The sequence below is a fragment of the Stutzerimonas sp. FeSN7 genome (genome assembly GCF_030263795.1).
GTDB classification, from domain to species: Bacteria; Pseudomonadota; Gammaproteobacteria; order Pseudomonadales; family Pseudomonadaceae; genus Stutzerimonas; species Stutzerimonas stutzeri.
In genome coordinates this window covers 3,568,399-3,592,422 of record NZ_JARPMN010000001.1, presented here as the reverse complement: position 1 = coordinate 3,592,422, position 24,024 = coordinate 3,568,399, and the positions used below count along the sequence as shown (strand labels likewise).

Below are 24,024 nucleotides of genomic sequence, written 5' to 3'. Positions count from 1 at the left end.
TTACGCCGGCCTCCGCGCCTTCCTCGACGTACCCGGATATGCGACGCTGTCGCTTATTTATCGTTGAGGACCCGCCATGGGCGCTTTGTTTCTTGCCTCGGCATCACCCCGTCGCCGCGAGCTGCTCGCGCAGATCGGCGTTCCGTTTTCCCTGCTCAGCGTATCCGTCGACGAGACGCCATCACCGACCGAAACCCCTGAGGCCTACGTCGAGCGCGTCGCGAGAGACAAGGCATTGACCGGACTGGCGAACCTGGGCGATGGCCAGGGCTGCGTGCTGGGCGCCGACACCAGCGTGGTGCTCGATCAGCACATTCTGGGCAAGCCGGTCGATCGTGCCGATGGTCTGGCCATGCTCGCGGCCCTGTCCGGGCGTACCCACCGGGTCATGACAGCAGTGGCCCTGGCCAGTCGCGAGGCTTGCGAAGTGCGCACCGTGATCAGCGAAGTGACCTTCCGCACCATCAGCGATGACGAGGCCGAACGCTACTGGGCCAGCGGCGAACCGTTGGACAAGGCGGGAGGCTACGCCATTCAGGGTTGGGGGGCGGTATTCGTCAGTCAGCTGCATGGCAGCTACTCGGCGGTGGTGGGCCTGCCATTGTGCGAAACCGCGCAGCTGCTCGATGCGTTCGGCCTGGCGCGTTGGACCAAAGCCTCACGCTAGAGCCTTGCGGCTTCGGCCTGCAGGCCGGTTAGAATCGCCCAGGACCCGCAGCCAGAGCTGCCCATCAAGCCACCGCCGAGAACAACAATGAGCGAAGAAATCCTGATGAACATCACCCCCATGGAATCGCGGGTGGCGGTGGTGGAGAACGGTGTGCTGCAGGAGGTGCATGTCGAGCGCACGCAGCGCCGTGGCATCGTCGGCAATATCTACAAAGGCAAGGTGGTACGGGTGCTGCCCGGCATGCAGGCCGCCTTCGTCGATATTGGTCTGGACCGCGCGGCGTTCATCCACGCCTCTGAGATTTCCGCGCGCGAAGGCAACGCGGTCGAGCCGATCAATGCGCTGGTACACGAGGGGCAGAGCCTGGTGGTCCAGGTCACCAAGGACCCGATCGGCACCAAGGGCGCGCGCCTGACCACCCAGCTGTCGATCCCGTCGCGCTATCTGGTCTATATGCCGCGCACCAGCCATGTCGGCATTTCCCTGCGCATCGAGGACGAAGCCGAGCGCGAACGGCTCAAGCAGGTGGTTGCCGAATGCGTGGCGGCCGAAGGCATCCAGGAGGCCGGCGGCTTCATTCTGCGCACCGCCGCCGAGGGTGCGGGCCGCGACGAAATCCTCATGGATATCCGCTACCTGCGCCGACTCTGGGAGCAGATCGCGGGCCAGATCAAGACCGCCGCCGCCCCGACGGTGATCTACGAGGACCTGTCGTTGGCCATGCGCACCCTGCGCGACCTAGTCAATCCGCGGATCGAGAAGATCCGCATCGACTCGCGGGAGAACTTCCAGAAGGTCAGCCAGTTCGTCGGCGAACTGATGCCCGAACTGGGTGATCGACTCGAGCACTACCCCGGCGAACGCCCGATCTTCGATCTCTATGGCGTCGAGGACGAGATCCAGAAGGCGCTGGAGCGCAAAGTAATGCTCAAGTCCGGCGGCTACCTGATCATCGACCCCGCCGAAGCGATGACCACCATCGACGTCAACACCGGCGCCTTCGTAGGTCACCGCACCCTCGAGGAAACCATCTTCAAGACCAACCTCGAGTCGGCCACTGCCATCGCCCGCCAGCTGCGGCTGCGCAACCTGGGCGGGATCATCATCATCGACTTCATCGACATGGAGGACGAGGAGCATCGCCGGCAGGTGCTGCGCACCCTGGAGAAGCAGCTGGAGCGCGACCACGCCAAGACCAACATCATCGGCATCACCGAGCTCGGCCTGGTGCAGATGACCCGCAAGCGTACCCGCGAAAGTCTCGAACAGGTGCTCTGCGAGCCGTGCATGTGTTGCCAGGGTCGCGGCAAGCTGAAGACGCCGGAGACGGTCTGCTACGAGATCTTCCGCGAAATCCTGCGAGAGGCCCGCGCTTACCAGGCCGAGGGTTATCGGGTGCTCGCCAACCAGAAGGTGATCGATCGCCTGCTGGACGAGGAGTCGGGCAATGTCGCCGATCTCGAGGCTTTCATCGGCCGCTCCATCAAGTTCCAGGTGGAAAGCATGTATTCCCAGGAACAGTACGACGTGGTGCTGCTCTGAACAGAGGTACACCAGACCGCCAGGGCCGGGATAACCGGAGCGCATCGGCATGAACCGCCTCGCCGCCTTTCTCGTCACGCTGTCGCGCCAGTTGTTCTGGGTGGCCGCGTTCGGCCTGATTCTGGCTGCGCTTTATGTCAGCCTGGGCCGGCAGCTGGTGCCGCTGGTTGCCGAATACCGCACGGAACTGCAGGAAAGGGTGCGCACCGCCCTCGATATGCCGGTGACATTGGGGCGCCTGGAAGGGCGTTGGGAGGGTCTTGCGCCGCGCCTGCTGGCGCATGACGTGCTGCTGGGCGAGGGCGACAGTGCGATGCGTCTGGATCGCATCTCCGTCGTGCCCGATCTGGCCGGCAGCCTCTGGGCACGCTCATGGCGGCTGAGTTCGCTGGAGTTCAGCGGCGTGCACGTGTCTGTAATAGAGGGCGAAGATGGCAAATGGCAGGTCAAGGGCCTGCCAGAGCGCGACGATGCGACGCCGCCCGATCCGCAGAAAATACTCGAGGCGCTCCAGCATATTCGTGGCCTGGCGTGGCTCGACAGCCAGATCACCCTGGAGCCCTTCGGTGATTCACCGCTGACCCTTAGCTACACGGACCTTTCGCTACGCGCCGATGGCAATCGTTTGCGACTGGACGGGCGCAGTGTGCTGCCGGATGGCCAGCCGCTGGCCCTGCGCCTGAACGCGCGCGTGCAGCCGCAGCGCTGGGCGCAGGCTGAGGCGCAGCTGTATCTGAGCCTGCCGCAGAGCGACTGGGCCGCCTGGTTGCCAGGCCGATTGACCGGCGCTTGGCAACTGCAGACGGCGCAGCTGGGGGGAGAGCTCTGGCTGCGCTGGAAGGCGCAGCAGCTCGAGCGTGCCGTGCTGCGGTTGAACGCGCCGCGGCTGCGTGCCGCCTATACCGAGCATTCGCCGGTCCAGCTGGAGGATCTGGCGGTCGACGCCTACGTCGACCTGACCGAGCAGGGTTATCGGCTGCTGCTCGACCGCCTGGCTTTCGACCTTGATGGCGAGCGCTGGGGCGACGCGCGCCTGCTGCTGCAGGAGAGTCGGGCCGAGCAGCACTGGCGGCTGCAGGCCGATCGGCTGAACGTCGCGCCGATCGCCAACCTTGCGCGTGCGCTGGCGCCGCTGCCCGAGACGGCGGTGGAAACGCTGCGTGCGCTGCAGCCCAGCGGAACGCTGCGCAATCTGCGAGCGGACTTCTACCCCCAGATGGATTCGCCGCAGCGACTGCGCTTTGCGGCCAACCTGGAGCGGATCAGCTTCAGCGCGCAGAACTGGATTCCCGCAGTAGGCAATGGCAGCGGCAGCATCCAGGGTGACCTGGCCAGCGGTGAGCTACGCCTGGACAGCGATGATTTCAGCCTGCATCTGGCGCCTCTTTATCCTGAACCCTGGCGCTATCGGCACGGCGCCGGCCGGCTGACCTGGACGCTGGATGAGCAGGCTTTCACCCTCGCCGCCCCCTATCTGCGCGTCGACGGAGAGGAGGGCAGGATCGCCGGCGATTTCCTGATTCGCCTCGCGCGCGATCCCGATGTCGAGGACTACATGGACCTGCGCGTCGGCCTCAGCGAGGGTGATGCGCGTTACACCGAGAAGTACCTGCCGACGAACTCGCCGGCATTGAGCCCGGCGCTGGTCGATTGGCTCAAGGATGCGATTCGCGCGGGCACCGTCGAGCAGGGCTACTTCCAGTATCAGGGTGCGTTGAACAAAGGTGCCCCCGACAGTGCTCGCAGCATCAGCCTGTACTTCAAGGTGCGTGACGCCGAGCTGGCCTTCCAGCCGGGCTGGCCGGCCCTGCAGCAGGGGCGCGGCGAGGTCCTGGTGGAAGACAGCGGCGTCCGTGTGCGCCTTGCCGAAGGGCGGATTCTCGACAGCCGCGTGCATGACGTGACGGCGGAAGTGGCTCATGTCGGCAGCGGGCGGGTGCCGCAATTGGCGATCAAGGGGCAGGTCAGCAGCAGCCTGCCAGATGCGCTGCGCCTGCTGCAGGAGGCACCTATCGGGACCGGCGAGACCTTCGCCGGCTGGCAAGGGCAGGGCGAACTGGATGGTGCGCTCGATCTGCAGATTCCATTGGGCAAGGGCACGCCACGGGTCGTCGTGGATTTTGCCAGCAGCGATGCGGCGCTACAGATCAAGGACCCAGCGCTGGCGTTCGAGCGGCTCAGCGGCCGATTTCGCTACGACACCGCGCGTGGGCTGAGCGCCGACGAGATTCAGGCACGGCTGTTCGGGCGCGCCGTCAACGGCAAGGCGGTCGCGACCGGTTCGGTCGGCAAGCCGGCCTCGCGCATCGAGGCGCGGGGCAGCGTGGCACTCAAACCGCTGCTGGAATGGCTCGACGTCAAGCAGCCGGTGCCGGCCAGCGGCGAACTGCCCTATCAGTTGCGCCTGGAGCTGGCGGCCGAAAGCAGCCAGTTGCAGATCGACTCGTCGCTCCAGGGCCTGCGCATCGACCTCCCGGCGCCGTTCGGCAAGGCTGCCGGCGTGCGGCGCGACAGCACGTTGCGCATGTCCCTGCAGGGTGCGGAGCGACGCTATTCCGTACGGCATGACGAGTTGGCCGCGCTGGTCTTCGTCGCGCCCCCTGATGCCTGGGCGCAGGGACGCGGCGAGCTGCGCCTGGGTGGCGGTGCGGCGAATCTACCGGGGCGACCCGGGCTGTACGTCAAGGGGCGCCTGCCGGAGCTGGACTGGAATGCCTGGCGTGCCGTGCTTGATCAGCATGGCAAGGGCGACACGCAGCAGACGACCGGCTCGCTGCTGCGGCAGGTGCAGGTCGATATCGATCGTTTCGAGGGCTTCGGCACCCGTATCGACAGGCTGGGCATCGACCTGCAACGCGGTTCTGCTGCCTGGTCCCTCGGCCTGCGCAGTTCCCTCGTCGGCGGCACGGTGCGTCTGCCGGACGCCGATGACGGCATCATCGTAGCCAACCTGACCCACCTGCGCCTGCCGGCGGCAGAGCCTGGCGAAGCCGCCAGTGCGCGGTCGGATCCCCTGGCCGACGTGGATCCGCAAAGCCTGCCGGCGATGGACCTGGCCATCGAGCGGGTTTCCCTTGGTGACGATCTGCTCGGCGCCTGGGCGCTCAAGCTGCGCCCAGTCGGCACTGGTGTGGAGTTTCGCGATCTCGCGTTGCAGCTCAAGGGGTTGAGGATCAGCGGAAACGGAGGTTGGGGCGCCGGGCAGAGCTGGTACAAGGGTCGGCTGGAAGGCGGCAACCTGGCCGACGTGCTGCTGGCCTGGGGCTTTGCGCCCTCGGTGACCAGCGAAAGCTTCCGCCTGGATGCCGACGGGCGCTGGCCGGGCTCGCCAGCCTGGTTCGCCATGGCGCGCTATTCCGGCAGCATGCAGCCCCGACTGCGCAAGGGGCAGTTCGTCGAGGTGGACGGCAGCGCGCAGGCGCTGCGGGTGTTCGGCGTGCTGAATTTCAACTCCATCGGCCGCCGGCTACGGCTGGATTTCTCCGATCTGTTCGGCAAGGGCCTCAGCTACGACCGGCTGGACGGCAGCCTGCAGGCCGATGCTGGCGTTTTCACTACCCGCGAACCGATCACCGTCAGCGGCCCGTCGAGCAATCTGGAGCTGGATGGCACGCTCGACATGGCGCGCGACGAGATCGACGCCAAGCTGCTGGTTACGTTGCCGATCAGCAACAACCTGCCGCTGGCGGCGCTGATCGTCGGTGCGCCAGCGATCGGCGGCGCGCTGTTCGTGGCTGACAAGCTGCTGGGTGATCGCGTCGCGCGCTTCGCCAGTGTGCAGTACGACGTCAAGGGGCCGTGGCAGTCGCCGAAGATCAGTTTCGACAAACCTTTCGAGAAGCCCAACTGAGCCGGGTTCGCAGCGGGCTTCGCATCTCACCAGCGGGGAGCCTATGTCCTTAGCCGTGATTCAAATGACCACCGGGGCCGAGGTCGCGCACAACCTGGTCCGGGCTCGGCAATTGCTCGAACAGGCGGCGGAGGCCGGTGCGCGTCTGGCGGTGCTGCCGGAAAACTTCGCTGCCATGGGCCGCGATGATCTGCCGAGCCTCGGCCGCGCCGAGGCCATGGGCGAGGGCCCGATCCTGCCGTGGTTGAAACAGGCCGCCCGCGACCTCAGGTTGTGGATAGTCGCCGGAACCCTGCCGTTACCGCCCGACGATAGCCCGCAGGGCAAGCCCAACGCCTGCTCGCTGCTCATCGACGAGCTGGGGCAGCGGGTGGCGCGATACGACAAGCTGCATCTATTCGACGCGGATGTCGCCGACAGCCGCGGCCGATATCGCGAGTCCGATGACTATGCGGCGGGCAGTCAGGTGGTGGTGGCCGATACGCCGCTCGGAAGGCTGGGCATGAGCGTGTGTTACGACCTGCGCTTTGCCGAGCTGTACACCGCTTTGCGGGCGGCGGGCGCGGAATTGATCAGCGTGCCCTCGGCGTTTACCGCGGTGACCGGCGAGGCGCACTGGACCGCGCTGATTCGCGCGCGGGCCATCGAGACTCAGTGCTATGTCCTGGCGGCGGCACAGGGCGGCGAGCACCCTGGTGGTCGCATCACCCATGGGCATTCGTCTATCGTTGACCCATGGGGCCGGCTGCTGTGCCAGCAGCCGAGCGGTGAGGCGGCTCTGCTTGCCGAGCGAGACGCAATCGAGCAGGCCGCTATCCGCCAACGCATGCCGGTGCAACGTCACCGCCGATTTTCCGTACCGTGCCTGGGCACGGAACCTTTGGAGTAGATATGAGTGAACTGCTGTTACCCGTCACCGAGCGACTGCTGACCCCCGGAGGCCTGGGACTCGACGATCTGCCCGGTTTGCTGGGTGAGCTCGCCGGCCCCGGCGTGGATGCCGCGGACCTGTATTTCCAGGACCAGGTATCCGAGTCCTGGGTGCTCGAGGATGGCATCGTCAAGGAAGGCGGGTTCCACCTCGAACAGGGCGTGGGCGTACGGGCGCTGTCGGGGGAGAAGACCGGCTTTGCCTACAGCAATGCGATCACTGCCGATGCCCTGCGTCAGGCCGCGCAGGCTGCCCGCTCCATCGCCCGTAGCGGGCAGCAGGGGCAGGTCAAGGTGCTCGGCAGGGCGGCCTTCGCGCCGCTGTATCATCAGGACAATCCGCTGGATGGCCTGAGCCGCGCCGAGAAGGTGGACCTGCTCAAGCGCATCGACGTAGCCACCCGTGCGCTGGACCCACGCATCAAGCAGGTCACGGTGAGCCTGGCGGGCGTATGGGAACATATTCTCGTCGCTGCCATGGATGGCGGACTGGCGGCGGATATCCGCCCGCTGGTGCGCTTCAACGTCAGTGTGATCGTCGAGCAGAACGGCCGCCGGGAGCGCGGCGGGCAGGGCGGTGGCGGGCGCACCGGGTATCAGTACTTCCTCAGCGAAGACCGCGCCATGGGCTATGCCCGCGAAGCGCTGCGCCAGGCGCTGGTCAATCTCGAGGCGGTGCCGGCGCCGGCGGGTTCGCTGCCGGTGGTGCTGGGGCCGGGCTGGTCCGGCGTGCTGCTGCACGAGGCCGTCGGCCACGGTCTGGAAGGCGACTTCAACCGCAAGGGCAGCTCGGCCTACAGCGGTCGCATCGGCCAGCAGGTCGCGTCGAAGCTGTGCACCATCGTTGATGACGGCACCCTGGCCGACCGCCGTGGCTCCCTCAGCGTCGACGACGAAGGGACGCCGACGCAGTGCACCACACTGATCGAGAACGGCATCCTCAAGGGCTATATCCAGGACAAGCTCAATGCGGGCCTGATGGGCGTCGCACCGACCGGCAATGGTCGCCGCGAGTCGTACGCGCATCTGCCCATGCCGCGCATGACCAACACCTACATGCTGGCCGGCGAAAGCGACCCCGAGGAGATCATCCGCTCGGTGAAGAAGGGCATCTACTGCGCCAGCCTTGGCGGCGGCCAGGTGGACATCACCAGCGGCAAGTTCGTCTTCTCCACCAGTGAGGCCTATCTGGTCGAAGACGGCAGGATCACTGCGCCGGTCAAGGGTGCGACGCTGATCGGCAACGGTCCGGAGGTGATGAATCGCGTGTCCATGGTGGGCAACGACCTGGCACTGGACAGCGGAGTCGGCACCTGCGGCAAGGATGGCCAATCGGTGCCGGTCGGCGTCGGCCAGCCGACGCTGAAGATCGACGAAATCACGGTGGGGGGGACCGGCGCTTGAGGCTGCCGGTCATCAGGTGCCGGCTCGGGGCCAGCCGGCACCTGAGAAAGGACCGGTTTATCGCAGGCCGCGCTTGGTCTCGTCCAGGTCGCGGATGTATTTGAAGATCTTGCGGCTGGCAGCCGGCGGCTTGTTGCGCGCCGCTTCATGCTGGGCGTGGCGGATCAGCCCGCGCAGGTGCTGGCGGTCGGTTTCGGGGAATTCGACGACGAAGGCTTCCAGCGTCTCGTCATTGCCGGCGATGAGCCGGTCGCGCCAGCGCTCGAGGGCGTGGAAGCGTTCGTTGTACTGGCGGGTCGAGGCGTCGAGTTGATCGACCAGGGCGACGATGGCATCGACATCCTGATCACGCATCAGCTTGCCGATGTACTGGATGTGCCGTTTGCGGGCGATATGCGCCTTGTGCTTCGGGGCGTCGGCCAGGGCCTTGTGCAGCGCGTCGCTGAGCGGCAGCCGGGCGATGAGGTCGGGTTTGAGCGTGGTCAGGCGTTCGCCGAGTTCCTGCAGGGCGAGCAGTTCGCGCTTGACCTGGGATTTGCTTTTTTCGTCGAAATCATCGACGTCGGAGTGTTCAGACATGGGGATGGTCCACTAGGAAATGCCGCCATGATAGCAGCAGCCCTGGCAGCAGGCTCCAGGCTGGCCGCGCCGGGCTGCAATTGATTTGAGTGCAGGTGTTGTTTTGGGAGTGCTTATGAGTGAAGTAGACGGCATCGGTCCGCATGCGCTGCCCGGTTTGCGCGAGAAGGTCGAGCGCATCATCGAGGAAGCGCGACGGCAGGGCGCCAGCGCCAGCGAGGTCTCTGTCTCCATGGAGCAGGGGCTGTCCACGACGGTGCGCCAGGGTGAAGTGGAAACGGTCGAGTTCAATCGGGACCAGGGTTTCGGCATTACCCTCTATGTCGGCCAGAGCAAGGGCTCGGCCAGCACCACCGGCAGCGGCGACGAGGCCATCCGGGAAACCGTGGCCGCCGCGCTGGCCATCGCCAGGCACGCTTCGCAGGACGAGTTTGCCGGCCTGGCCGACGCCACGCTGATGGCTCGGGAGCTTCCCGATCTCGATCTCTACCATCCATGGTCGATCACCCCGGAGCAGGCGATCGAGCAGGCGCTGAGTTGTGAAAGCGCGGCGTTCGACTTCGATGCACGCATCCGCAACGCCGACGGCACCAGTCTCAACACCCATCAGGGCTGCCGTGCCTACGGCAACAGCAATGGCTTCATCGGCGGTTATTGCAGCACACGGCACAGCCAGAGCTGCGTGATGATCGCCGAAAGCGAAGGCCAGATGCAGCGCGACTACTTCTACGACGTCAACCGTATCGGCGAGGCGCTGATCGATCCACAGACCATCGGCCGGCGCGCAGCCGAGCGTGCAGTGCGGCGCCTGGGCGCGCGACCGATCCCGACTTGCGAGGTGCCGGTGTTGTTCGCGCCGGAGCTGGCGACGGGGTTGTTCAGCCATTTCATCGCCGCCATCTCCGGCGGCAACCTGTATCGCAAGGCCTCCTATCTGGAGGACGCACTGGGCCAGACGCTGTTCCCCGAATGGCTGAGCCTCGACGAACGCCCACATATCCCGCGTGCGCTTGGCAGCGCCAGCTACGATGGCGATGGCCTGGCGACCTACGCCAAGCCTTTCGTGGAAAACGGCCGCCTGATCTCCTATGTGCTTTCGACCTATTCCGGGCGCAAGCTGGGCATGCCGAGCACTGCCAACGCGGGTGGCGTGCACAACCTGTTCGTCAGCCACGGTGAGGAAGATCAGGCTGCCCTGCTGCGACGCATGGGGCGCGGCCTGCTGGTGACCGAGCTGATGGGGCAGGGGCTGAATCTGGTCACCGGTGACTATTCACGCGGCGCCGGCGGCTACTGGGTGGAGAACGGTGAGATCCAGTTCCCCGTGCAGGAGGTGACCATCGCCGGCAATCTGCGCGACATGTTCCGCCAGATCGTCGCCATTGGCTGCGACATCGAGACGCGCGGCAACGTGCGGACCGGCTCGGTGCTGATCGAGCGAATGATGGTGGCCGGGAAGTAAGCGGGAGGGTGTGGCGTGCTCGCTGCGAGCACGCCCGGATGAGCGGACGGCTATTCGCCTTCTTCGAAGTAGTCGTCGATCAACGCCACGAGGGCGTCGAGGGCTTCTTCTTCCTGCTCGCCATCGGCATGCAGATGCACCGTAGTGCCCTTGCTGGCGGCCAGCATCATGACGGCCATGATGCTCTTGCCATCGACCAGCGTGGCGGGACAGCGGCCCACCCGGATCTTGCAGGGGAAGCGGTTGGCGACGGCGACGAACTTGGCCGCCGCACGCGCGTGCAGGCCAAGCTTGTTGATGATGGTGACTTCGCGGGCGGGCATGGGTTTACGTATTCCTAGGCGAGATCCCGGTGACGGACCTGCAGGTTCTTCAGCGGCTCCTTGAGCGCCAGACCGAGTCGCTCGGCTAGGTACACCGAGCGGTGATGGCCTCCGGTGCAGCCGATGGCAATGGTGACGTACGCGCGGTTGCTGGCGGCGAAGCGTGGCAGCCATTTGCTCAGGTAAGCGTGGATGTCCTGAAACATCTCCTCCACATCGGGCTGGACGGCCAGATAGTCGATCACCGGCTGATCGAGCCCGGAGAAGTCGCGCAATTCGGCCTTCCAGTACGGGTTGGGCAGGCAGCGCACGTCGAATACCAGGTCGGCATCGACCGGCATGCCGCGCTTGAATCCGAACGATTCGATGAGAAAGGCCGTGCCTGGCTCAGGCTTGTTGAGCAGCCGCAGCTTGAGCATGTCGCGCAGCTGATAGAGGTTCAGGTGCGTGGTGTCGATCTTCAGGTCGGCATGATCGATGATTGCCGCCAGCAGCAGCTCCTCGTCACGAATCGCCTCGGCCAGCGAACGGCTTTCGTTGGTCAGCGGGTGGCGCCGACGGGTTTCGGAGAAGCGCTTGAGCAGGGTTTCGTCGTCGGCATCCAGATACAGCACGTCGCACTGAATATGCCGGGCGCGAACTTCTTCGAGCAGTTCGGGGAAACGCTTGAGCTGGCTGGGCAGGTTGCGCGCGTCGATCGACACGGCAACCTGCGGGTGCAGCAGTTCGGTGTGCAGCAGGGCGCGCTCGGCAAGCTCGGGCAGCAGGCCAGCGGGCAGGTTGTCGATGCAGTAGAACCCGTTGTCTTCGAGTACGTTCAGCGCGGTGCTCTTGCCTGAGCCCGAACGCCCACTGACGATGATCAGCCGCATCTGTACCCCATCGCGCTAGGCACCGTTCTGCACATCCACGACGACCTGGTACAGGCTGTCGTTGCTGGGTGCCTCGCGCAGACGTTGCCGTACCTCTTCACGGTCGAGCATGCTGGCGATCTGGCGCAGCAGCTCGAGGTGCTCGTCGGTGGCCGCTTCCGGGACCAGCAGGACGAACAGCAGGTCGACCGGGGCGCCATCGATGGCGTCGAAGTCCACCGGCGTTTCCAGGCGCAGCACGGCACTCACGGGGGCATTGCAGCCGACCATGCGGCAGTGCGGAATGGCGATGCCATTGCCGAAGCCGGTCGAGCCCAGCTTTTCACGGGCGATCAGGCTTTCGAAGATGGTCTGGGAGTCGAGGTCGGAAAGGTCCTGGGCGATCACCTTGGCGATCTGCTCCAGGACGCGCTTCTTGCTACCGCCCGGGACGTTCACCAGGGAACGTCCGGGGGTCAGGATGTTTTCGAGTCGGATCATAATGAGCGTCAGCGGGTGACGGCACCCTGGGTGTGGTCGAGCTGCTTCTCCTTGTGCTTGATCAGCTGACGGTCGAGCTTGTCGACCAGCAGGTCCACGGCAGCGTACATGTCTTCGTGTTCGGCATTGCCCACCACTTCGCGGCCGGCGACGTGCAGGGTGGCTTCGGCTTTCTGCTTGAGTTTCTCGACCTGCAGGACCACTTGGACGCTGATGATGCGGTCGAAATGACGGGCCAGTCGGTCGAATTTCTCCTCGATGTAGTCACGCAGGGCATCGGTAACTTCCAGATGAACACCGCTGATGTTGACTTGCATACTGCTATCTCCTTTGCCTTGTGCGAAGAGCAGGTCTTGAGGCCTGCCGCCGGGACAGTTCGACCAGTGGCCGATCACAGCAATCGTTTACGCTCGCTGGACGGTGCGATACCGAGCGACTCGCGGTATTTCGCAACGGTGCGGCGGGCCACCTGGATGCCCTGCGCCTCCAGTAAACCAGCGATCTTGCTGTCGCTCAACGGCTTTTTCTGGTTTTCCGCCGCCACCAGCTTCTTGATGATCGCGCGGATCGCGGTGGACGAGCATTCCCCGCCTTCGGCCGTGCTGACGTGGCTGGAGAAGAAGTATTTGAGTTCGTAGATGCCACGCGGCGTATGCATGTATTTCTGCGTGGTGACGCGGGAAATCGTCGACTCGTGCATCCCCACGGCTTCGGCGATGTCGTGCAGCACCAGCGGCTTCATCGCCTCGTCGCCGTGTTCGAGGAAGGCACGCTGGTGCTCGACGATCTGGGTGGCGACCTTCATCAGTGTTTCGTTGCGACTGAGCAGACTCTTGATGAACCAGCGCGCTTCCTGCAGCTGGTTGCGCATGAAGGTATTGTCGGCACTCGAGTCGGCGCGCTTTACGAAGCTGGCGTACTGGGCATTGACGCGAAGTCGGGGCATGGCGTCCTGGTTGAGCTCCACCAGCCAGCGATCGTTGTGCTTGCGTACGATGACGTCCGGCACCACGTACTCCGGCTCGCTCGCCTCGATCTGCGAGCCCGGGCGCGGGTTGAGGCTCTGGATGAGCTCGATGACCTGGCGCAGCTCGTCTTCCTTGAGCTTCATGCGGCGCATCAGCAGGCTGTAGTCGCGGCTACCCAACAGGTCCAGATGGTCACTCACCAGCCGCTGGGCTTCGCTGAGCCAAGGGGTGCGGTCAGGGAGCTGGCGCAGCTGCAGGAGCAGGCATTCGCGCAGATCCCGTGCGCCGATACCGGCAGGTTCGAACTGCTGTACGCGACGCAGCACGACTTCGACCTCGTCGAGCTCGATTTCAAGCTCCGGGTCGAAGCTGTCCACGATTTCCTGCAGAGACTCCTCGAGATAGCCCTGATCGTTGATGCAGTCGATCAGTGTGGTGGCGATCAGGCGGTCGGTGTCGCTCATGGGGGCGAGGTTGAGCTGCCACAGCAGATGGCTCTGCAGGCTGACACCGCTGGACGTACGGCTGGTGAAGTCCCATTCGTCGTCGTCATTGCTCGGCAGGCTGCTGGCGCTGGTCTGATAGATGTCTTCCCAGGCGGTGTCGACCGGTAGCTCGCTGGGAATGCGCTCACCCCAGTCGGCCTCGTCGAGGCCTTCGCCGCTGTGCGAAGGCTCTTCATAGGTGCTTTCCTGAGTACTGATCTTTTCGCTGCCAGCGTCGCTCGAACGATCGACGGCCTCGGCCATGGGGTCGGAGCCGTCGAAGTCGTCACCGTCCTCTTCACGCTCGAGCATGGGATTGGAATCCAGCGCTTCCTGGATCTCCTGTTGCAGATCGAGGGTGGAAAGCTGGAGGAGCCGTATGGCCTGTTGCAGCTGCGGTGTCATCGTCAGCTGCTGGCCCATCTTCAGGACTAGCGATGGTTTCATGGCAGAGGACTTCGAACCTTGTATGCCGGCGCAACCGCGCCTGTTCCGACATGCGGCGCCCAGGGCGCCGATGAAAGCAAATTATATGCCTGCCGACGAAGCCTTTGCCTAGAGGCGATTTGCCGAGCCGAGCAAAAAATCCGCTCTTACAGTCGGAATTCGTGGCCCAGGTAGACTTCCTTGACCAGCTGGTTGGCGAGGATGCTTTGGGCATCGCCTTCGGCGATCAGCTGGCCGTCGTTGACGATGTACGCCGTCTCACAGATGTCCAGAGTTTCCCGAACGTTGTGGTCGGTGATCAGCACCCCGATGCCCTTGGCCTTGAGGTGGTGGATGATCTGCTTGATGTCGCCCACCGATATCGGATCGACACCGGCGAAGGGTTCGTCGAGGAGGATGAATTTGGGCGCAGTAGCCAGCGCACGGGCGATCTCCACGCGGCGACGCTCGCCGCCGGACAGACTCATGCCGAGGCTGTCGCGGATATGGTTGATGTGGAATTCCTGCAGCAGGCCTTCCAGTGCCTGCTGGCGGCCGCCGCGGTCCAGATCCTTGCGGGTCTCGAGAATCGCCATGATGTTGTCGGCGACCGACAGCTTGCGGAAGATCGAGGCTTCCTGCGGCAGGTAACCGATGCCGGCACGGGCCCGGCCATGCATCGGAAGGTGGGTCACGTCGTTCTGGTCGATCAGCACGCGACCCTGATCGGCATTCACCAGTCCGACGATCATGTAGAAGCAGGTAGTCTTGCCGGCGCCATTCGGGCCAAGCAGGCCGACGATCTGCCCGCTCTCGATGGACAGGCTGACGTCGCGAACGACCTGCCGGCTCTTGTAGCTCTTGGCCAGATGCTGGGCTTTGAGGACGGCCATTACTGGGGCTGCTCCGCGGCCTGCTCGCGCTTGCGTGGCTGGATGACCATGTCGACCCGCGGACGCGGCGTGCTGACGTCGGTATTGGTGGCGCGGCCGGCGTTGACGATCTGGCGGCGGGTGTCATAGACGATCTTCTCGCCTTCGAAGGTGTTGCCTTCCTGGACGACCTTGGCCTGGTCGAGCAGCACGATGCGCTCGTTGGCGGCAAAGTACTGGATGGTCAGGCCGTAGGCCTTGACGATCTCCTTGTCCACGGCCGGCTTCTGCTCGTAGTAGGCCGGCTTGCCGATGGAGGTGAAGACTTCCACATCGCCATTGCTGTCCTGGGTGATGGTGACGGTGTCGCCGGTGATCTTCATGGTGCCCTGGGTGATCACCACATCGCCGCGGTACACGGCCACGCCCTGTCGATCGTCCAGTTCGGCCGAGTCAGCCTGTACGCGGATGGGCTGTTCACGATCCTCGGGAAGCGCCCAGGCACTGGGGCCGAGCCAGAATGCGCTCAAACCGAGCAGGAGGGGGAGAGTCTTAACGCAGCTCATGCTGGCCTCTTACGTTGGACAGCAGGAGCATCCTGCCGTCATCCAGATACGCTTTCATGCCGGTCGCCGTGGTCACGCCATTGGCGGCGTCGATTCTAACGGCTTGATTGGTCTCGGCATAATCCTTGTCCGGCCACACCGTCAGCCGGCTGGTGGTGAGAATCGTCGGACGGCCCTTGGCGTCGGTCCGCTCGACCCGGACCTTGTCGATCAGCAGGACCTCGTCACCCTCCGCCGAAACCTCTCCGCGCTCGCTGCGCACATGCCAGGGGTGCTCGCCGCCGCGGTAGGACAGCAGGTCGGGTTTGGTCAAGAGGCTGACGTCGCTGGCCTTGATGTGTTCGACCTTCTCCGCGGTCATCTCGTAGTTGCGCTTGCCATCCGCCTGGTACTGGACCGTACGTGAATTAATCACATAGAAATCCACATCCGGTGTCTCAACGCTGGCCACGGTTGGCTGCTGCATGAAACTCTCCGGACGGATGTTCCAGTAGCCGATGGCCACCAGAACGGCAGCGATCAGCGTGAGCAGGGCGGGAAAGCGCAGTTTGCGGAGCATCCAGACCTCTACAGATAGGCGTTCTGAGCGGCTGCCAGGGTGCCCTGGGCGCGCATTATCAATTCGCAGAACTCACGTGCCGCGCCTTCGCCGCCGCGTGCCTGGGTCACGCCGTGAGCGTGGTCGCGCACGAAGGCGTCGGCGCTGGCGACCGCCATGCCTAGGCCGACGCGGCGGATCACCGGCAGATCAGGCAGGTCGTCACCGAGATAGGCCACTTCAGAGTAGCTCAGCCCGAGTTCGGCCAGCAGCTCGTCGAGAACCACCAGCTTGTCTTCGCGCCCCTGATACAGGTGCTGGATGCCGAGGTTCTGCGCGCGGCGCTCGACCACTGGCGTCTTGCGCCCACTGATGATGGCGGTGCGCACGCCGGAGTTGATCAGCATCTTGATGCCGTGGCCGTCCAGGGTGTTGAAGGTTTTGAATTCGCTGCCGTCGGTGAGAAAGTACAGGCGACCGTCGGTCAGTACGCCATCCACATCGAAGATTGCCAGGCGGATGTCACGTGCGCGCTGCAGAAGATGTTCGTGCATTACATGACCCCCGCACGCAGCAGGTCGTGCATGTTCAGGGCGCCGATGGGCAGCTCCTGTTCATCGATCACTACCAGTGAGCTGATCTTGTGGTCTTCCATGATCTTCAGTGCCTCGGCAGCCAGCATCTCGGCGTTGGCGGTCTTCCCATGAACGGTCATGACCTCGTCGATGAGGGTCTGGCGCACGTCCACGCCCTTGTCCAGGGCGCGACGCAGGTCGCCATCGGTGAAAATCCCGGCCAGGCGCCCGTCGGTCTCGACGATCACGGTCATGCCCAGCCCTTTCTGCGTCATTTCCAGAAGGGCATCGCGCAGCGAGGTGCCGCGGAGCACGCTGGGGAGACGTTCGCCAGTGTGCATGACGTGTTCGACCTTGAGCAGCAGGCGTCGGCCAAGGGCACCACCGGGATGGGAAAAGGCGAAGTCTTCGGCAGTGAAGCCGCGAGCCTCGAGCAGGGCAATCGCAAGGGCATCGCCGAGCACCAGGCTGGCGGTGGTGGAGGAGGTCGGTGCGAGGTTCAGCGGGCAGGCCTCGATAGCCACGCTGGCATCCAGGTTCACTGCTGCGGCCTTGGCCAGTACCGAGCTGGGGTTGCCGGTCATGCTGATAAGGGTGATGCCCAGGCGCTTTATCAACGGCAACAGGGTGACGATCTCGCTGGTGGTGCCGGAATTGGAAAGCGCCAGTACCACATCGTCCGGAGTGATCATGCCCATGTCGCCGTGGCTGGCCTCGGCGGGGTGCACGAAGAAGGCGGCGGTGCCGGTGCTGGCCAGGGTGGCAGCGATCTTGCGACCGATATGCCCCGACTTGCCCATGCCGACCACAACGACACGGCCCCTGCAGGCGAGGATCAATTCGCAGGCTTGTACGAAGCTGGCATCGATACGCGCGTTCAGCTGCTCAACTGCCTCGATTTCCAGGCGAATGGTGCGCTGCGCGGTTTCGATCAATTGACTGCTTTGGCTCATGGCTGGCGAGGTCGTCCGATTAAAAGGCGAGGATTATAGCGAGATTCGACTTGGGGCTCATGGAAAATGTGGCAGGTGCCAGGGCGGCGCCCTCAGCGCTGTGTACATCACCAAGCTGAACCCTGGCTGAACAGGCGTCTCGTTGGTCATCTGCTGAAACGCTCATTGGTTGGGCGGCCCCTGGCGCGGTGCTATAGTGCGCGCCCGAAAACGGTCAGGCAGAAGTATCCCGGCGTCATCGGGAGCCGTCTGTTTCGCAGACTGCATGCAAGGAGACCAGATGAGCGCCTGCAACGACTACGCGGTCGAGCTGAAGGGAGTAACCTTCAAGCGCGGCGAGCGCAGTATTTTCGATAACGTCGACATCGCGATCCCGCGAGGCAAGGTCACGGCCATCATGGGGCCGTCCGGCTGTGGCAAGACGACGCTGCTGCGGCTGATCGCTGCGCAGCTGATGCCTGCGCGCGGCGAGGTCTGGGTGGCGGGCAACAATCTGCCGAGCCTCTCGCGCAGCGAGCTGTTCGACATGCGCAAGCAGATGGGCGTGTTGTTCCAGAGCGGAGCCCTGTTCACCGATCTCGACGTGTTCGAGAACGTCGCCTTTCCGCTGCGCGTGCATACCCGGCTGCCTGACGAAATGATCCGCGACATCGTGCTGATGAAATTGCAGGCGGTGGGTTTGCGTGGCGCCATCGAGCTGATGCCCGACGAACTGTCCGGTGGCATGAAGCGGCGTGTCGCGTTGGCGCGGGCCATCGCGCTGGATCCGCAGATTCTCATGTATGACGAGCCTTTCGCCGGTCAGGACCCGATCGCGATGGGCGTGCTGGTCCGCTTGATCCGGTTGCTCAACGATGCGCTGGGCATCACCAGTATTGTGGTGTCCCACGACCTGGCCGAAACCGCCTCCATCGCCGATTACATCTATGTGGTCGGCGATGCTCAGGTGCTTGGCCAGGGCACGCCGGCCGAGCTGATGGAGTCGGACAATCCGCGTATTCGACAATTCATGAAGGGTTCGGCCGATGGGCCGGTGCCGTTCCATTTCCCCGCGCCGGCTTACGCCGACGACCTGCTGGGAGGCGCCGATGCGTAAGCGTTCGTTGATGGACCGGATCGCCCTGCTCGGGCGTGCCGGCTTGGATGTGCTGGCGGCGCTGGGGCGCTCGACGATCTTCCTCGTTCATGCGCTGTTTGGCCGCAGCGGCTTGCGCAACGGCTTTTCGCTGCTGGTCAAGCAGCTGTACTCGGTCGGCGTGCTGTCGCTGGCGATCGTCGTCGTGTCCGGTATTTTCATCGGCATGGTGCTGGCGCTGCAGGGCTACAACATCCTCAGCAGCTATGGCTCCGAGCAGGCGGTCGGGCAGATGGTGGCGCTGACGTTGTTGCGCGAACTCGGCCCGGTGGTCACCGCATTGCTGTTCGCCGGTCGCGCAGGCTCCGCACTGGCGGCCGAGATCGGCAACATGAAATCCACCGAGCAGCTGTCGAGCCTGGAGATGATTGGCGTCGATCCGCTGAAGTACATCATCGCGCCGCGTCTGTGGGCCGGCTTCATTTCCCTGCCACTGCTGACGCTGATCTTCAATGTGGTCGGCATCTGGGGCGGTGCGATGGTCGCCGTGGACTGGCTCGGCGTATACGAAGGCTCGTTCTGGGCCAACATGCAGAACAGTGTCGATTTCCATTCGGATGTGCTCAACGGCGTGATCAAGAGCGTCGTCTTTGCACTGGTCGTGACCTGGATCGCGGTGTTCCAGGGCTACGACTGCGAACCGACTTCCGAGGGGATCAGTCGTGCCACCACCCGGACCGTGGTGTATGCCTCGCTGGCAGTACTCGGCCTCGATTTCATTTTGACCGCGTTGATGTTTGGAGATTTCTGATGCGTATCCGCACACTGGAAATGGGTGTCGGCCTGTTCCTGCTTGCCGGCCTGCTGGCCCTGCTGCTGCTGTCGCTGCGCGTCAGCGGACTGAGCGTTGGCAGTGCCGATACCTACAAGCTGTATGCCTATTTCGACAATATCGCCGGTTTGACTGTCCGATCCAAGGTGACCATGGCGGGTGTGACTATCGGCAAGGTCACGGCGATCGACCTCGATCGCGACAGCTACACCGGTCGGGTGACCCTGGAAATCCAGGAAGACGTGAACATCCTGCCGGCTGACTCCACGGCGTCGATCCTGACGGCTGGTCTGCTGGGCGAGAAATATGTCGGAATCAGCGTGGGCGGCGACGACGAAGTGCTCAAGGATGGTGACACCATTCAGGACACCCAGTCTTCGCTGGTACTCGAGGATCTGATCGGCAAGTTCCTGCTCAATTCTGTGAATAAAGATTGAAGGAGACATTCATGATCACTGCCCTGCGTCGCGGTCTGCTGGTTCTGCTGGCCGTGTTGCCCCTGTTCTCCCATGCCGCGCTGACCGCGCATCAGGTGATCCAGAAGACCACCGACGAGTTGCTGGCCGACCTGAAGGCCAACAAGGAGCAGTACCGCAGCGATCCGGCGGCCTTCTATGACTCGCTCAACGAGATTCTCGGTCCGGTGGTCGATGCCGACGGGATCTCGCGCAGCATCATGACCGTCAAGTATTCGCGCAACGCCACTCCCGAGCAGATGAAGCGCTTCCAGGAGAACTTCAAGCGCAGCCTGATGCAGTTCTACGGCAACGCCCTGCTCGAGTACAACAACCAGCAGATCCGCGTATTGCCGCCCAGCGGCAAGCAGGACCCCAAGCGCACCAGCGTCGGCATGGAGGTGGTGGGGCGCCAGGGCGAGATCTATCCGGTGACCTACACCATGGTCAATGACGGCGAATGGCGCGTGCGCAACGTGATCATCAACGGCATCAACATCGGCAAGCTGTTCCGCGACCAGTTCGCCGACTCTATGCAGCGCAACGGTGGTGATCTGGACAAAACCATCGATGGCTGGGCCGAGGTCGTGGCGCGTGCCAAGGACACCGAGGCTGGACAGCAGGCAGTCGGCGATGAGTGAGGCCCGGATCGAGCGCGGTGGAGAAGGCGAGTTGCGCCTGATCGGCGTGCTGGATTACCGCAGCGGCCCGGCCTTGCGTGAGGCTGGTCGGGCGCTGATCGCCGGCAGCCGGGCGCCGTTGACGCTGGACTGCTCGGCGGTCGAGCGTTCCAGCAGTGTCGGGCTGTCGCTGCTGCTGGCCTTCATGCGCGATGCCAAGGCTGCGGGCATCGATCTGCGCGTCAGTGCATTGCCAGGCGATATGCACAAGATTGCCAAGGTGTCCGGCTTGTTGGATATCCTGCCGCTGGAAGCTTCCCGGGTTTAGAAAAGGATGCCGTATGAAACTGCGCTGGGCGGAAAATCTGCGCGATAGCCTGCACGAGCTGGCCGAGTCCCTCGGCAATCTGCTGGTCGAGAGTTTTCACTACCTGGCGCTGTTCGCCATCGGCGCCGTGACGGCCTGGGCGGCAGTCATGGCGTTTCTCGGCATGGTCGAGAAGGGCCATATCACGATCGATGACATCCTGCTGCTGTTCATCTATCTCGAGCTGGGCGCGATGGTTGGTATCTATTTCAAGACCAACCACATGCCGGTGCGCTTCCTTATCTATGTGGCGATCACCGCGCTGACCCGCCTGCTGATTTCCGATATTTCCCATCACCACCGTCCGGACATGGGCGTGGTCTATGTGTCCGGCGCGATCCTGCTGCTGGCGCTGGCGATCCTGGTGGTGCGCTTCGCCTCCTCGCGCTTCCCGGCCGTGCAGAGCGACAGCGGGCTGTCCCGGCATCGGCGCGAGCGCGATCAGGGGGCCGAAACGCTGGATTGAGATCTGTGCGCGAGGTTCGGGGTTCGCAGCCTTCGGGCTTTTTTGTATGATGGCCGGCCCGTGCGCGTCCTGCGCCCGATCGAGGTAGAACATGCAGGCCCTAGAAGTGAAGAATTTCCTGGAAGCGAAGATTCCGGGAACCCAGGTGGAAGTGGAAGGCGAAGGCTGCAACTTCCAGCTCAATGTGATCAGTGATGAACTGGCCGCCCTGAGCCCGGTGAAGCGTCAGCAGCAGATCTACGCTCATCTCAATCCATGGATCGCCGACGGCAGCATCCACGCCGTCACCATGAAGTTCTTCAGTCGCACAGACTGGGCCGCTCGCGCCTGATCGGCTCAGGCCCGCGCAACCAATCATTCCAGGCAGAGCGCGTCTCGATGACCGCGCCGCCCCCTTCGACAGTGCTTCGAGCCTCCGGCTTACGGGTATATCCATGGACAAACTGATCATTACCGGCGGCATTCGCCTCGATGGCGAGATTCGCATTTCCGGCGCGAAGAACTCCGCTCTGCCGATCCTGGCCGCCACCTTGCTGGCCGACACCCCGGTTACCGTCTGCAACCTGCCGCACCTGCACGACATCACCACGATGATCGAGCTGTTCGGCCGCATGGGCGTGCAGCCGATCATCGACGAGAAGCTCAGCGTCGAAGTCGACGCCAGCAGCATCAAGACTCTGGTGGCGCCGTACGAACTGGTGAAGACCATGCGTGCGTCGATCCTGGTGCTCGGCCCGATGGTTGCGCGTTTCGGCGAGGCGGAGGTCGCGCTGCCCGGTGGTTGCGCCATCGGTTCGCGTCCGGTCGACCTGCACATCCGCGGACTCGAGGCCATGGGCGCACAGATCGACGTCGAGGGGGGCTACATCAAGGCCAAGGCGCCGGCCGGCGGCCTGCGTGGCGCGCACTTCTTCTTCGACACCGTCAGCGTGACCGGTACCGAGAACATCATGATGGCCGCTGCGCTGGCGAACGGCCGCAGCGTGCTGGAAAACGCCGCGCGTGAGCCGGAGGTGGTCGATCTGGCCAATTTCCTCAACGCCATGGGCGCCAAGGTATCCGGTGCCGGCACCGATACCATCGTCATCGATGGTGTCAAGCGCCTCGGTGGTGGTCGCTACAGCGTGATGCCCGACCGTATCGAGACTGGAACCTATCTGGTCGCCGCTGCGGCGACTGGCGGGCGTGTACGTCTGAAGGATACCGACGCGACGCTGCTCGAGGCTGTGCTGCACAAGCTGGTGGAGGCTGGCGCGCATATCGATACCGGCAGTGACTGGATCGAGCTGGACATGAAGGGCAAGCGGCCGAAGGCGGTCAATGTGCGCACCGCGCCGTACCCGGCGTTCCCCACCGACATGCAGGCGCAGTTCATCGCCCTGAATGCCATTGCCGAGGGCACCGGCACGGTCATCGAAACGGTATTCGAAAACCGCTTCATGCACGTCTACGAAATGAATCGCATGGGTGCGCAGATCCTCGTCGAGGGCAATACCGCCATCGTCACGGGCGTCGATCACCTCAAGGGTGCCCCGGTCATGGCGACCGACCTGCGCGCGTCGGCGAGCCTCGTGATCGCCGGTCTGGTGGCCGAAGGCGATACGCTGATCGACCGCATCTACCACATCGATCGTGGCTACGAGTGCATCGAGGAGAAACTGCAGTTGCTGGGGGCGAAGATTCGCCGCGTTCCCGGCTGATAGCGATCTGCTGCGCGTCGGTCCTGCTGCGTTAAAAACAGGCTCGGAATTGCTCATTTACAGCTAGTAAACTCTGCTTGCTCGCCTGTTTGACTCGCTGGCGCTCGCCCTTCGGGCCAGCCTTTGGCTGTTACTCTCGTTGGTCATTGCGCCTTGCATGACTCAGTTCGCAAGAACGCCGTTGGTCATTTGGTCGTCCCATCAAGGTTGGCCGTTGCCGTTCAAGGAAAACGCTCCATGCTCACCATCGCCCTGTCCAAAGGCCGCATCCTCGACGACACTCTGCCGTTGCTGGCTGCTGCGGGTATCGTACCCACCGAGAACCCGGACAAGAGCCGCAAGCTGATCATTCCAACCACCCAGGATGACGTGCGGCTGTTGATCGTTCGCGCCACCGACGTACCGACATACGTCGAACATGGTGCGGCTGACCTCGGCGTCGCCGGCAAGGACGTGCTGATGGAGTACGGCGGGCAAGGTTTGTACGAGCCGCTCGATCTGAAGATTGCCAACTGCAAGCTGATGACTGCCGGCAAGGTCGGCGCGCCCGAGCCCAAGGGGCGTCTGCGCGTGGCTACCAAGTTCGTCAATGTCGCCAAGCGTTACTACGCCGAGCAGGGCCGCCAGGTCGACATCATCAAGCTGTACGGCTCCATGGAGCTGGCCCCGCTGGTGGGGCTCGCCGACAAGATCATCGACGTGGTCGACACCGGCAACACCCTGCGTGCCAACGGCCTGGAGCCACAGGAGCTGATCGCCACCATCAGTTCGCGTCTGATCGTGAACAAGGCTTCGATGAAGATGCAGCATGCGCGTATCCAGGCGCTGATCGACACCTTGCACGCGGCGGTCGAGCAGCATCAGCATTGATGCGCCTCGCGGTCTTCACCGCGCCTGCCTATTCGTGCCATAGCTGAAATTCTCGGGTGCCCGCACGGTGGGCTTGATATTCTAGCGGCGCCCGAGAACCTGGCCGAAGGACGACGGTGCGTCGGTACTGCGGCCTTGGGAGCA

At 63.9% G+C, this 24,024-nt stretch carries 26 protein-coding genes; 15 read left to right on the top strand and 11 right to left on the bottom strand.

From position 1 onward, the window contains the following. The first annotated feature begins 76 nt into the window (after positions 1-76). The 5 genes from P5703_RS17115 to tldD all read left to right on the top strand — a co-directional run bounded on the left by P5703_RS17115 (position 77) and on the right by tldD (position 8,396). Positions 77-667 carry a Maf family protein gene (locus P5703_RS17115; RefSeq protein ID WP_045159228.1) on the top strand — a complete coding sequence of 197 codons (591 nt, stop codon included), beginning with the start codon at positions 77-79 and terminating at the stop codon, positions 665-667. An 87-nt stretch (positions 668-754) separates the two neighbouring features. Continuing rightward, positions 755-2,212 (top strand): ribonuclease G, encoded by a 1,458-nt coding sequence (gene rng, locus P5703_RS17110; protein WP_014595940.1) that lies wholly within the window; start codon positions 755-757, stop codon positions 2,210-2,212. A gap of 49 nt (positions 2,213-2,261) precedes the next feature. Next, positions 2,262-6,062, top strand: coding sequence for a YhdP family protein (locus P5703_RS17105; protein ID WP_285588322.1), 3,801 nt, complete (start codon positions 2,262-2,264; stop codon positions 6,060-6,062). 43 nt (positions 6,063-6,105) lie between these two features. Beyond that, positions 6,106-6,951, top strand: coding sequence for a carbon-nitrogen hydrolase family protein (locus P5703_RS17100; RefSeq protein WP_125856251.1), 846 nt, complete (start codon positions 6,106-6,108; stop codon positions 6,949-6,951). 2 nt (positions 6,952-6,953) lie between these two features. Further along, positions 6,954-8,396, top strand: a complete 1,443-nt coding sequence (tldD, locus tag P5703_RS17095) for a metalloprotease TldD (RefSeq protein ID WP_285588319.1) — start codon at positions 6,954-6,956, stop codon at positions 8,394-8,396. Positions 8,397-8,453: 57 nt separating this feature from the next. Here the strand turns inward: tldD and yjgA are convergent, their stop codons facing one another. Continuing rightward, a complete protein-coding gene (gene yjgA, locus P5703_RS17090) occupies positions 8,454-8,975 on the bottom strand; it encodes a ribosome biogenesis factor YjgA (protein WP_011912212.1) in 522 nt (173 codons plus the stop codon). A gap of 115 nt (positions 8,976-9,090) precedes the next feature. Between yjgA and pmbA the strand changes: the two genes are divergently transcribed. After that, positions 9,091-10,437, top strand: coding sequence for a metalloprotease PmbA (pmbA, locus tag P5703_RS17085; RefSeq protein WP_049338761.1), 1,347 nt, complete (start codon positions 9,091-9,093; stop codon positions 10,435-10,437). Positions 10,438-10,487: 50 nt separating this feature from the next. Here pmbA and P5703_RS17080 read toward each other — a convergent pair whose 3' ends face one another. The 10 genes from P5703_RS17080 to P5703_RS17035 form a co-directional block, all read right to left on the bottom strand. Continuing rightward, entirely contained in the window at positions 10,488-10,760 is a 273-nt protein-coding gene (locus tag P5703_RS17080; protein WP_011912215.1) for an HPr family phosphocarrier protein, read from the bottom strand. A gap of 14 nt (positions 10,761-10,774) precedes the next feature. Further along, the gene (gene rapZ / locus P5703_RS17075) at positions 10,775-11,632 is read right to left on the bottom strand and encodes an RNase adapter RapZ (protein WP_049338762.1); all 858 of its coding nucleotides are present in this window, start codon (positions 11,630-11,632) and stop codon (positions 10,775-10,777) included. 15 nt (positions 11,633-11,647) lie between these two features. After that, positions 11,648-12,112, bottom strand: a complete 465-nt coding sequence (ptsN, locus tag P5703_RS17070) for a PTS IIA-like nitrogen regulatory protein PtsN (RefSeq protein WP_019405610.1) — start codon at positions 12,110-12,112, stop codon at positions 11,648-11,650. 8 nt (positions 12,113-12,120) lie between these two features. Beyond that, the gene (gene hpf / locus P5703_RS17065; RefSeq protein ID WP_011912218.1) at positions 12,121-12,429 is read right to left on the bottom strand and encodes a ribosome hibernation-promoting factor, HPF/YfiA family; all 309 of its coding nucleotides are present in this window, start codon (positions 12,427-12,429) and stop codon (positions 12,121-12,123) included. A gap of 74 nt (positions 12,430-12,503) precedes the next feature. After that, the gene (locus P5703_RS17060; RefSeq protein WP_053527253.1) at positions 12,504-14,012 is read right to left on the bottom strand and encodes an RNA polymerase factor sigma-54; all 1,509 of its coding nucleotides are present in this window, start codon (positions 14,010-14,012) and stop codon (positions 12,504-12,506) included. Between the two features lie 146 nt (positions 14,013-14,158). Beyond that, the gene (gene lptB / locus P5703_RS17055) at positions 14,159-14,884 is read right to left on the bottom strand and encodes an LPS export ABC transporter ATP-binding protein (RefSeq protein WP_011912220.1); all 726 of its coding nucleotides are present in this window, start codon (positions 14,882-14,884) and stop codon (positions 14,159-14,161) included. After that, positions 14,884-15,429, bottom strand: a complete 546-nt coding sequence (gene lptA / locus P5703_RS17050) for a lipopolysaccharide transport periplasmic protein LptA (protein WP_125850626.1) — start codon at positions 15,427-15,429, stop codon at positions 14,884-14,886. Before lptA ends, lptB begins: the two co-directional genes overlap by 1 nt. Further along, positions 15,416-15,988 carry an LPS export ABC transporter periplasmic protein LptC gene (gene lptC / locus P5703_RS17045; RefSeq protein WP_125912608.1) on the bottom strand — a complete coding sequence of 191 codons (573 nt, stop codon included), beginning with the start codon at positions 15,986-15,988 and terminating at the stop codon, positions 15,416-15,418. Before lptC ends, lptA begins: the two co-directional genes overlap by 14 nt. A gap of 8 nt (positions 15,989-15,996) precedes the next feature. Beyond that, complete coding sequence (locus P5703_RS17040) at positions 15,997-16,521, bottom strand: KdsC family phosphatase (RefSeq protein WP_011912223.1); 525 nt, start codon at positions 16,519-16,521, stop codon at positions 15,997-15,999. Next, positions 16,521-17,495 carry a KpsF/GutQ family sugar-phosphate isomerase gene (locus P5703_RS17035; protein ID WP_125866587.1) on the bottom strand — a complete coding sequence of 325 codons (975 nt, stop codon included), beginning with the start codon at positions 17,493-17,495 and terminating at the stop codon, positions 16,521-16,523. Before P5703_RS17035 ends, P5703_RS17040 begins: the two co-directional genes overlap by 1 nt. A 280-nt stretch (positions 17,496-17,775) precedes the next feature. Here P5703_RS17035 and P5703_RS17030 point away from each other — a divergent pair, with 280 nt between their 5' ends. From P5703_RS17030 to hisG, 9 genes are all read left to right on the top strand, one after another. Next, complete coding sequence (locus P5703_RS17030) at positions 17,776-18,591, top strand: ATP-binding cassette domain-containing protein (protein WP_011912225.1); 816 nt, start codon at positions 17,776-17,778, stop codon at positions 18,589-18,591. Then, positions 18,584-19,381 (top strand): lipid asymmetry maintenance ABC transporter permease subunit MlaE, encoded by a 798-nt coding sequence (gene mlaE, locus P5703_RS17025; protein WP_011912226.1) that lies wholly within the window; start codon positions 18,584-18,586, stop codon positions 19,379-19,381. The genes P5703_RS17030 and mlaE overlap by 8 nt, the downstream gene beginning before the upstream one ends. Next, entirely contained in the window at positions 19,381-19,839 is a 459-nt protein-coding gene (gene mlaD / locus P5703_RS17020; protein ID WP_011912227.1) for an outer membrane lipid asymmetry maintenance protein MlaD, read from the top strand. The genes mlaE and mlaD overlap by 1 nt, the downstream gene beginning before the upstream one ends. Positions 19,840-19,850: 11 nt before the next feature. Then, complete coding sequence (locus P5703_RS17015; RefSeq protein WP_125912607.1) at positions 19,851-20,498, top strand: MlaC/ttg2D family ABC transporter substrate-binding protein; 648 nt, start codon at positions 19,851-19,853, stop codon at positions 20,496-20,498. Beyond that, positions 20,491-20,805, top strand: coding sequence for an STAS domain-containing protein (locus tag P5703_RS17010; RefSeq protein WP_017246380.1), 315 nt, complete (start codon positions 20,491-20,493; stop codon positions 20,803-20,805). Before P5703_RS17015 ends, P5703_RS17010 begins: the two co-directional genes overlap by 8 nt. 13 nt (positions 20,806-20,818) lie before the next feature. Further along, positions 20,819-21,310, top strand: coding sequence for a phosphate-starvation-inducible protein PsiE (locus P5703_RS17005; RefSeq protein WP_011912230.1), 492 nt, complete (start codon positions 20,819-20,821; stop codon positions 21,308-21,310). 91 nt (positions 21,311-21,401) lie between these two features. Beyond that, positions 21,402-21,641 carry a BolA family protein gene (locus P5703_RS17000; RefSeq protein ID WP_013981933.1) on the top strand — a complete coding sequence of 80 codons (240 nt, stop codon included), beginning with the start codon at positions 21,402-21,404 and terminating at the stop codon, positions 21,639-21,641. Between the two features lie 103 nt (positions 21,642-21,744). Further along, on the top strand, positions 21,745-23,010 hold the full coding sequence (gene murA / locus P5703_RS16995) for a UDP-N-acetylglucosamine 1-carboxyvinyltransferase (protein WP_013981934.1): 1,266 nt from the start codon (positions 21,745-21,747) through the stop codon (positions 23,008-23,010). Positions 23,011-23,247: 237 nt separating this feature from the next. Continuing rightward, a complete protein-coding gene (gene hisG, locus P5703_RS16990) occupies positions 23,248-23,880 on the top strand; it encodes an ATP phosphoribosyltransferase (protein WP_013981935.1) in 633 nt (210 codons plus the stop codon). Positions 23,881-24,024: the final 144 nt, after the last annotated feature.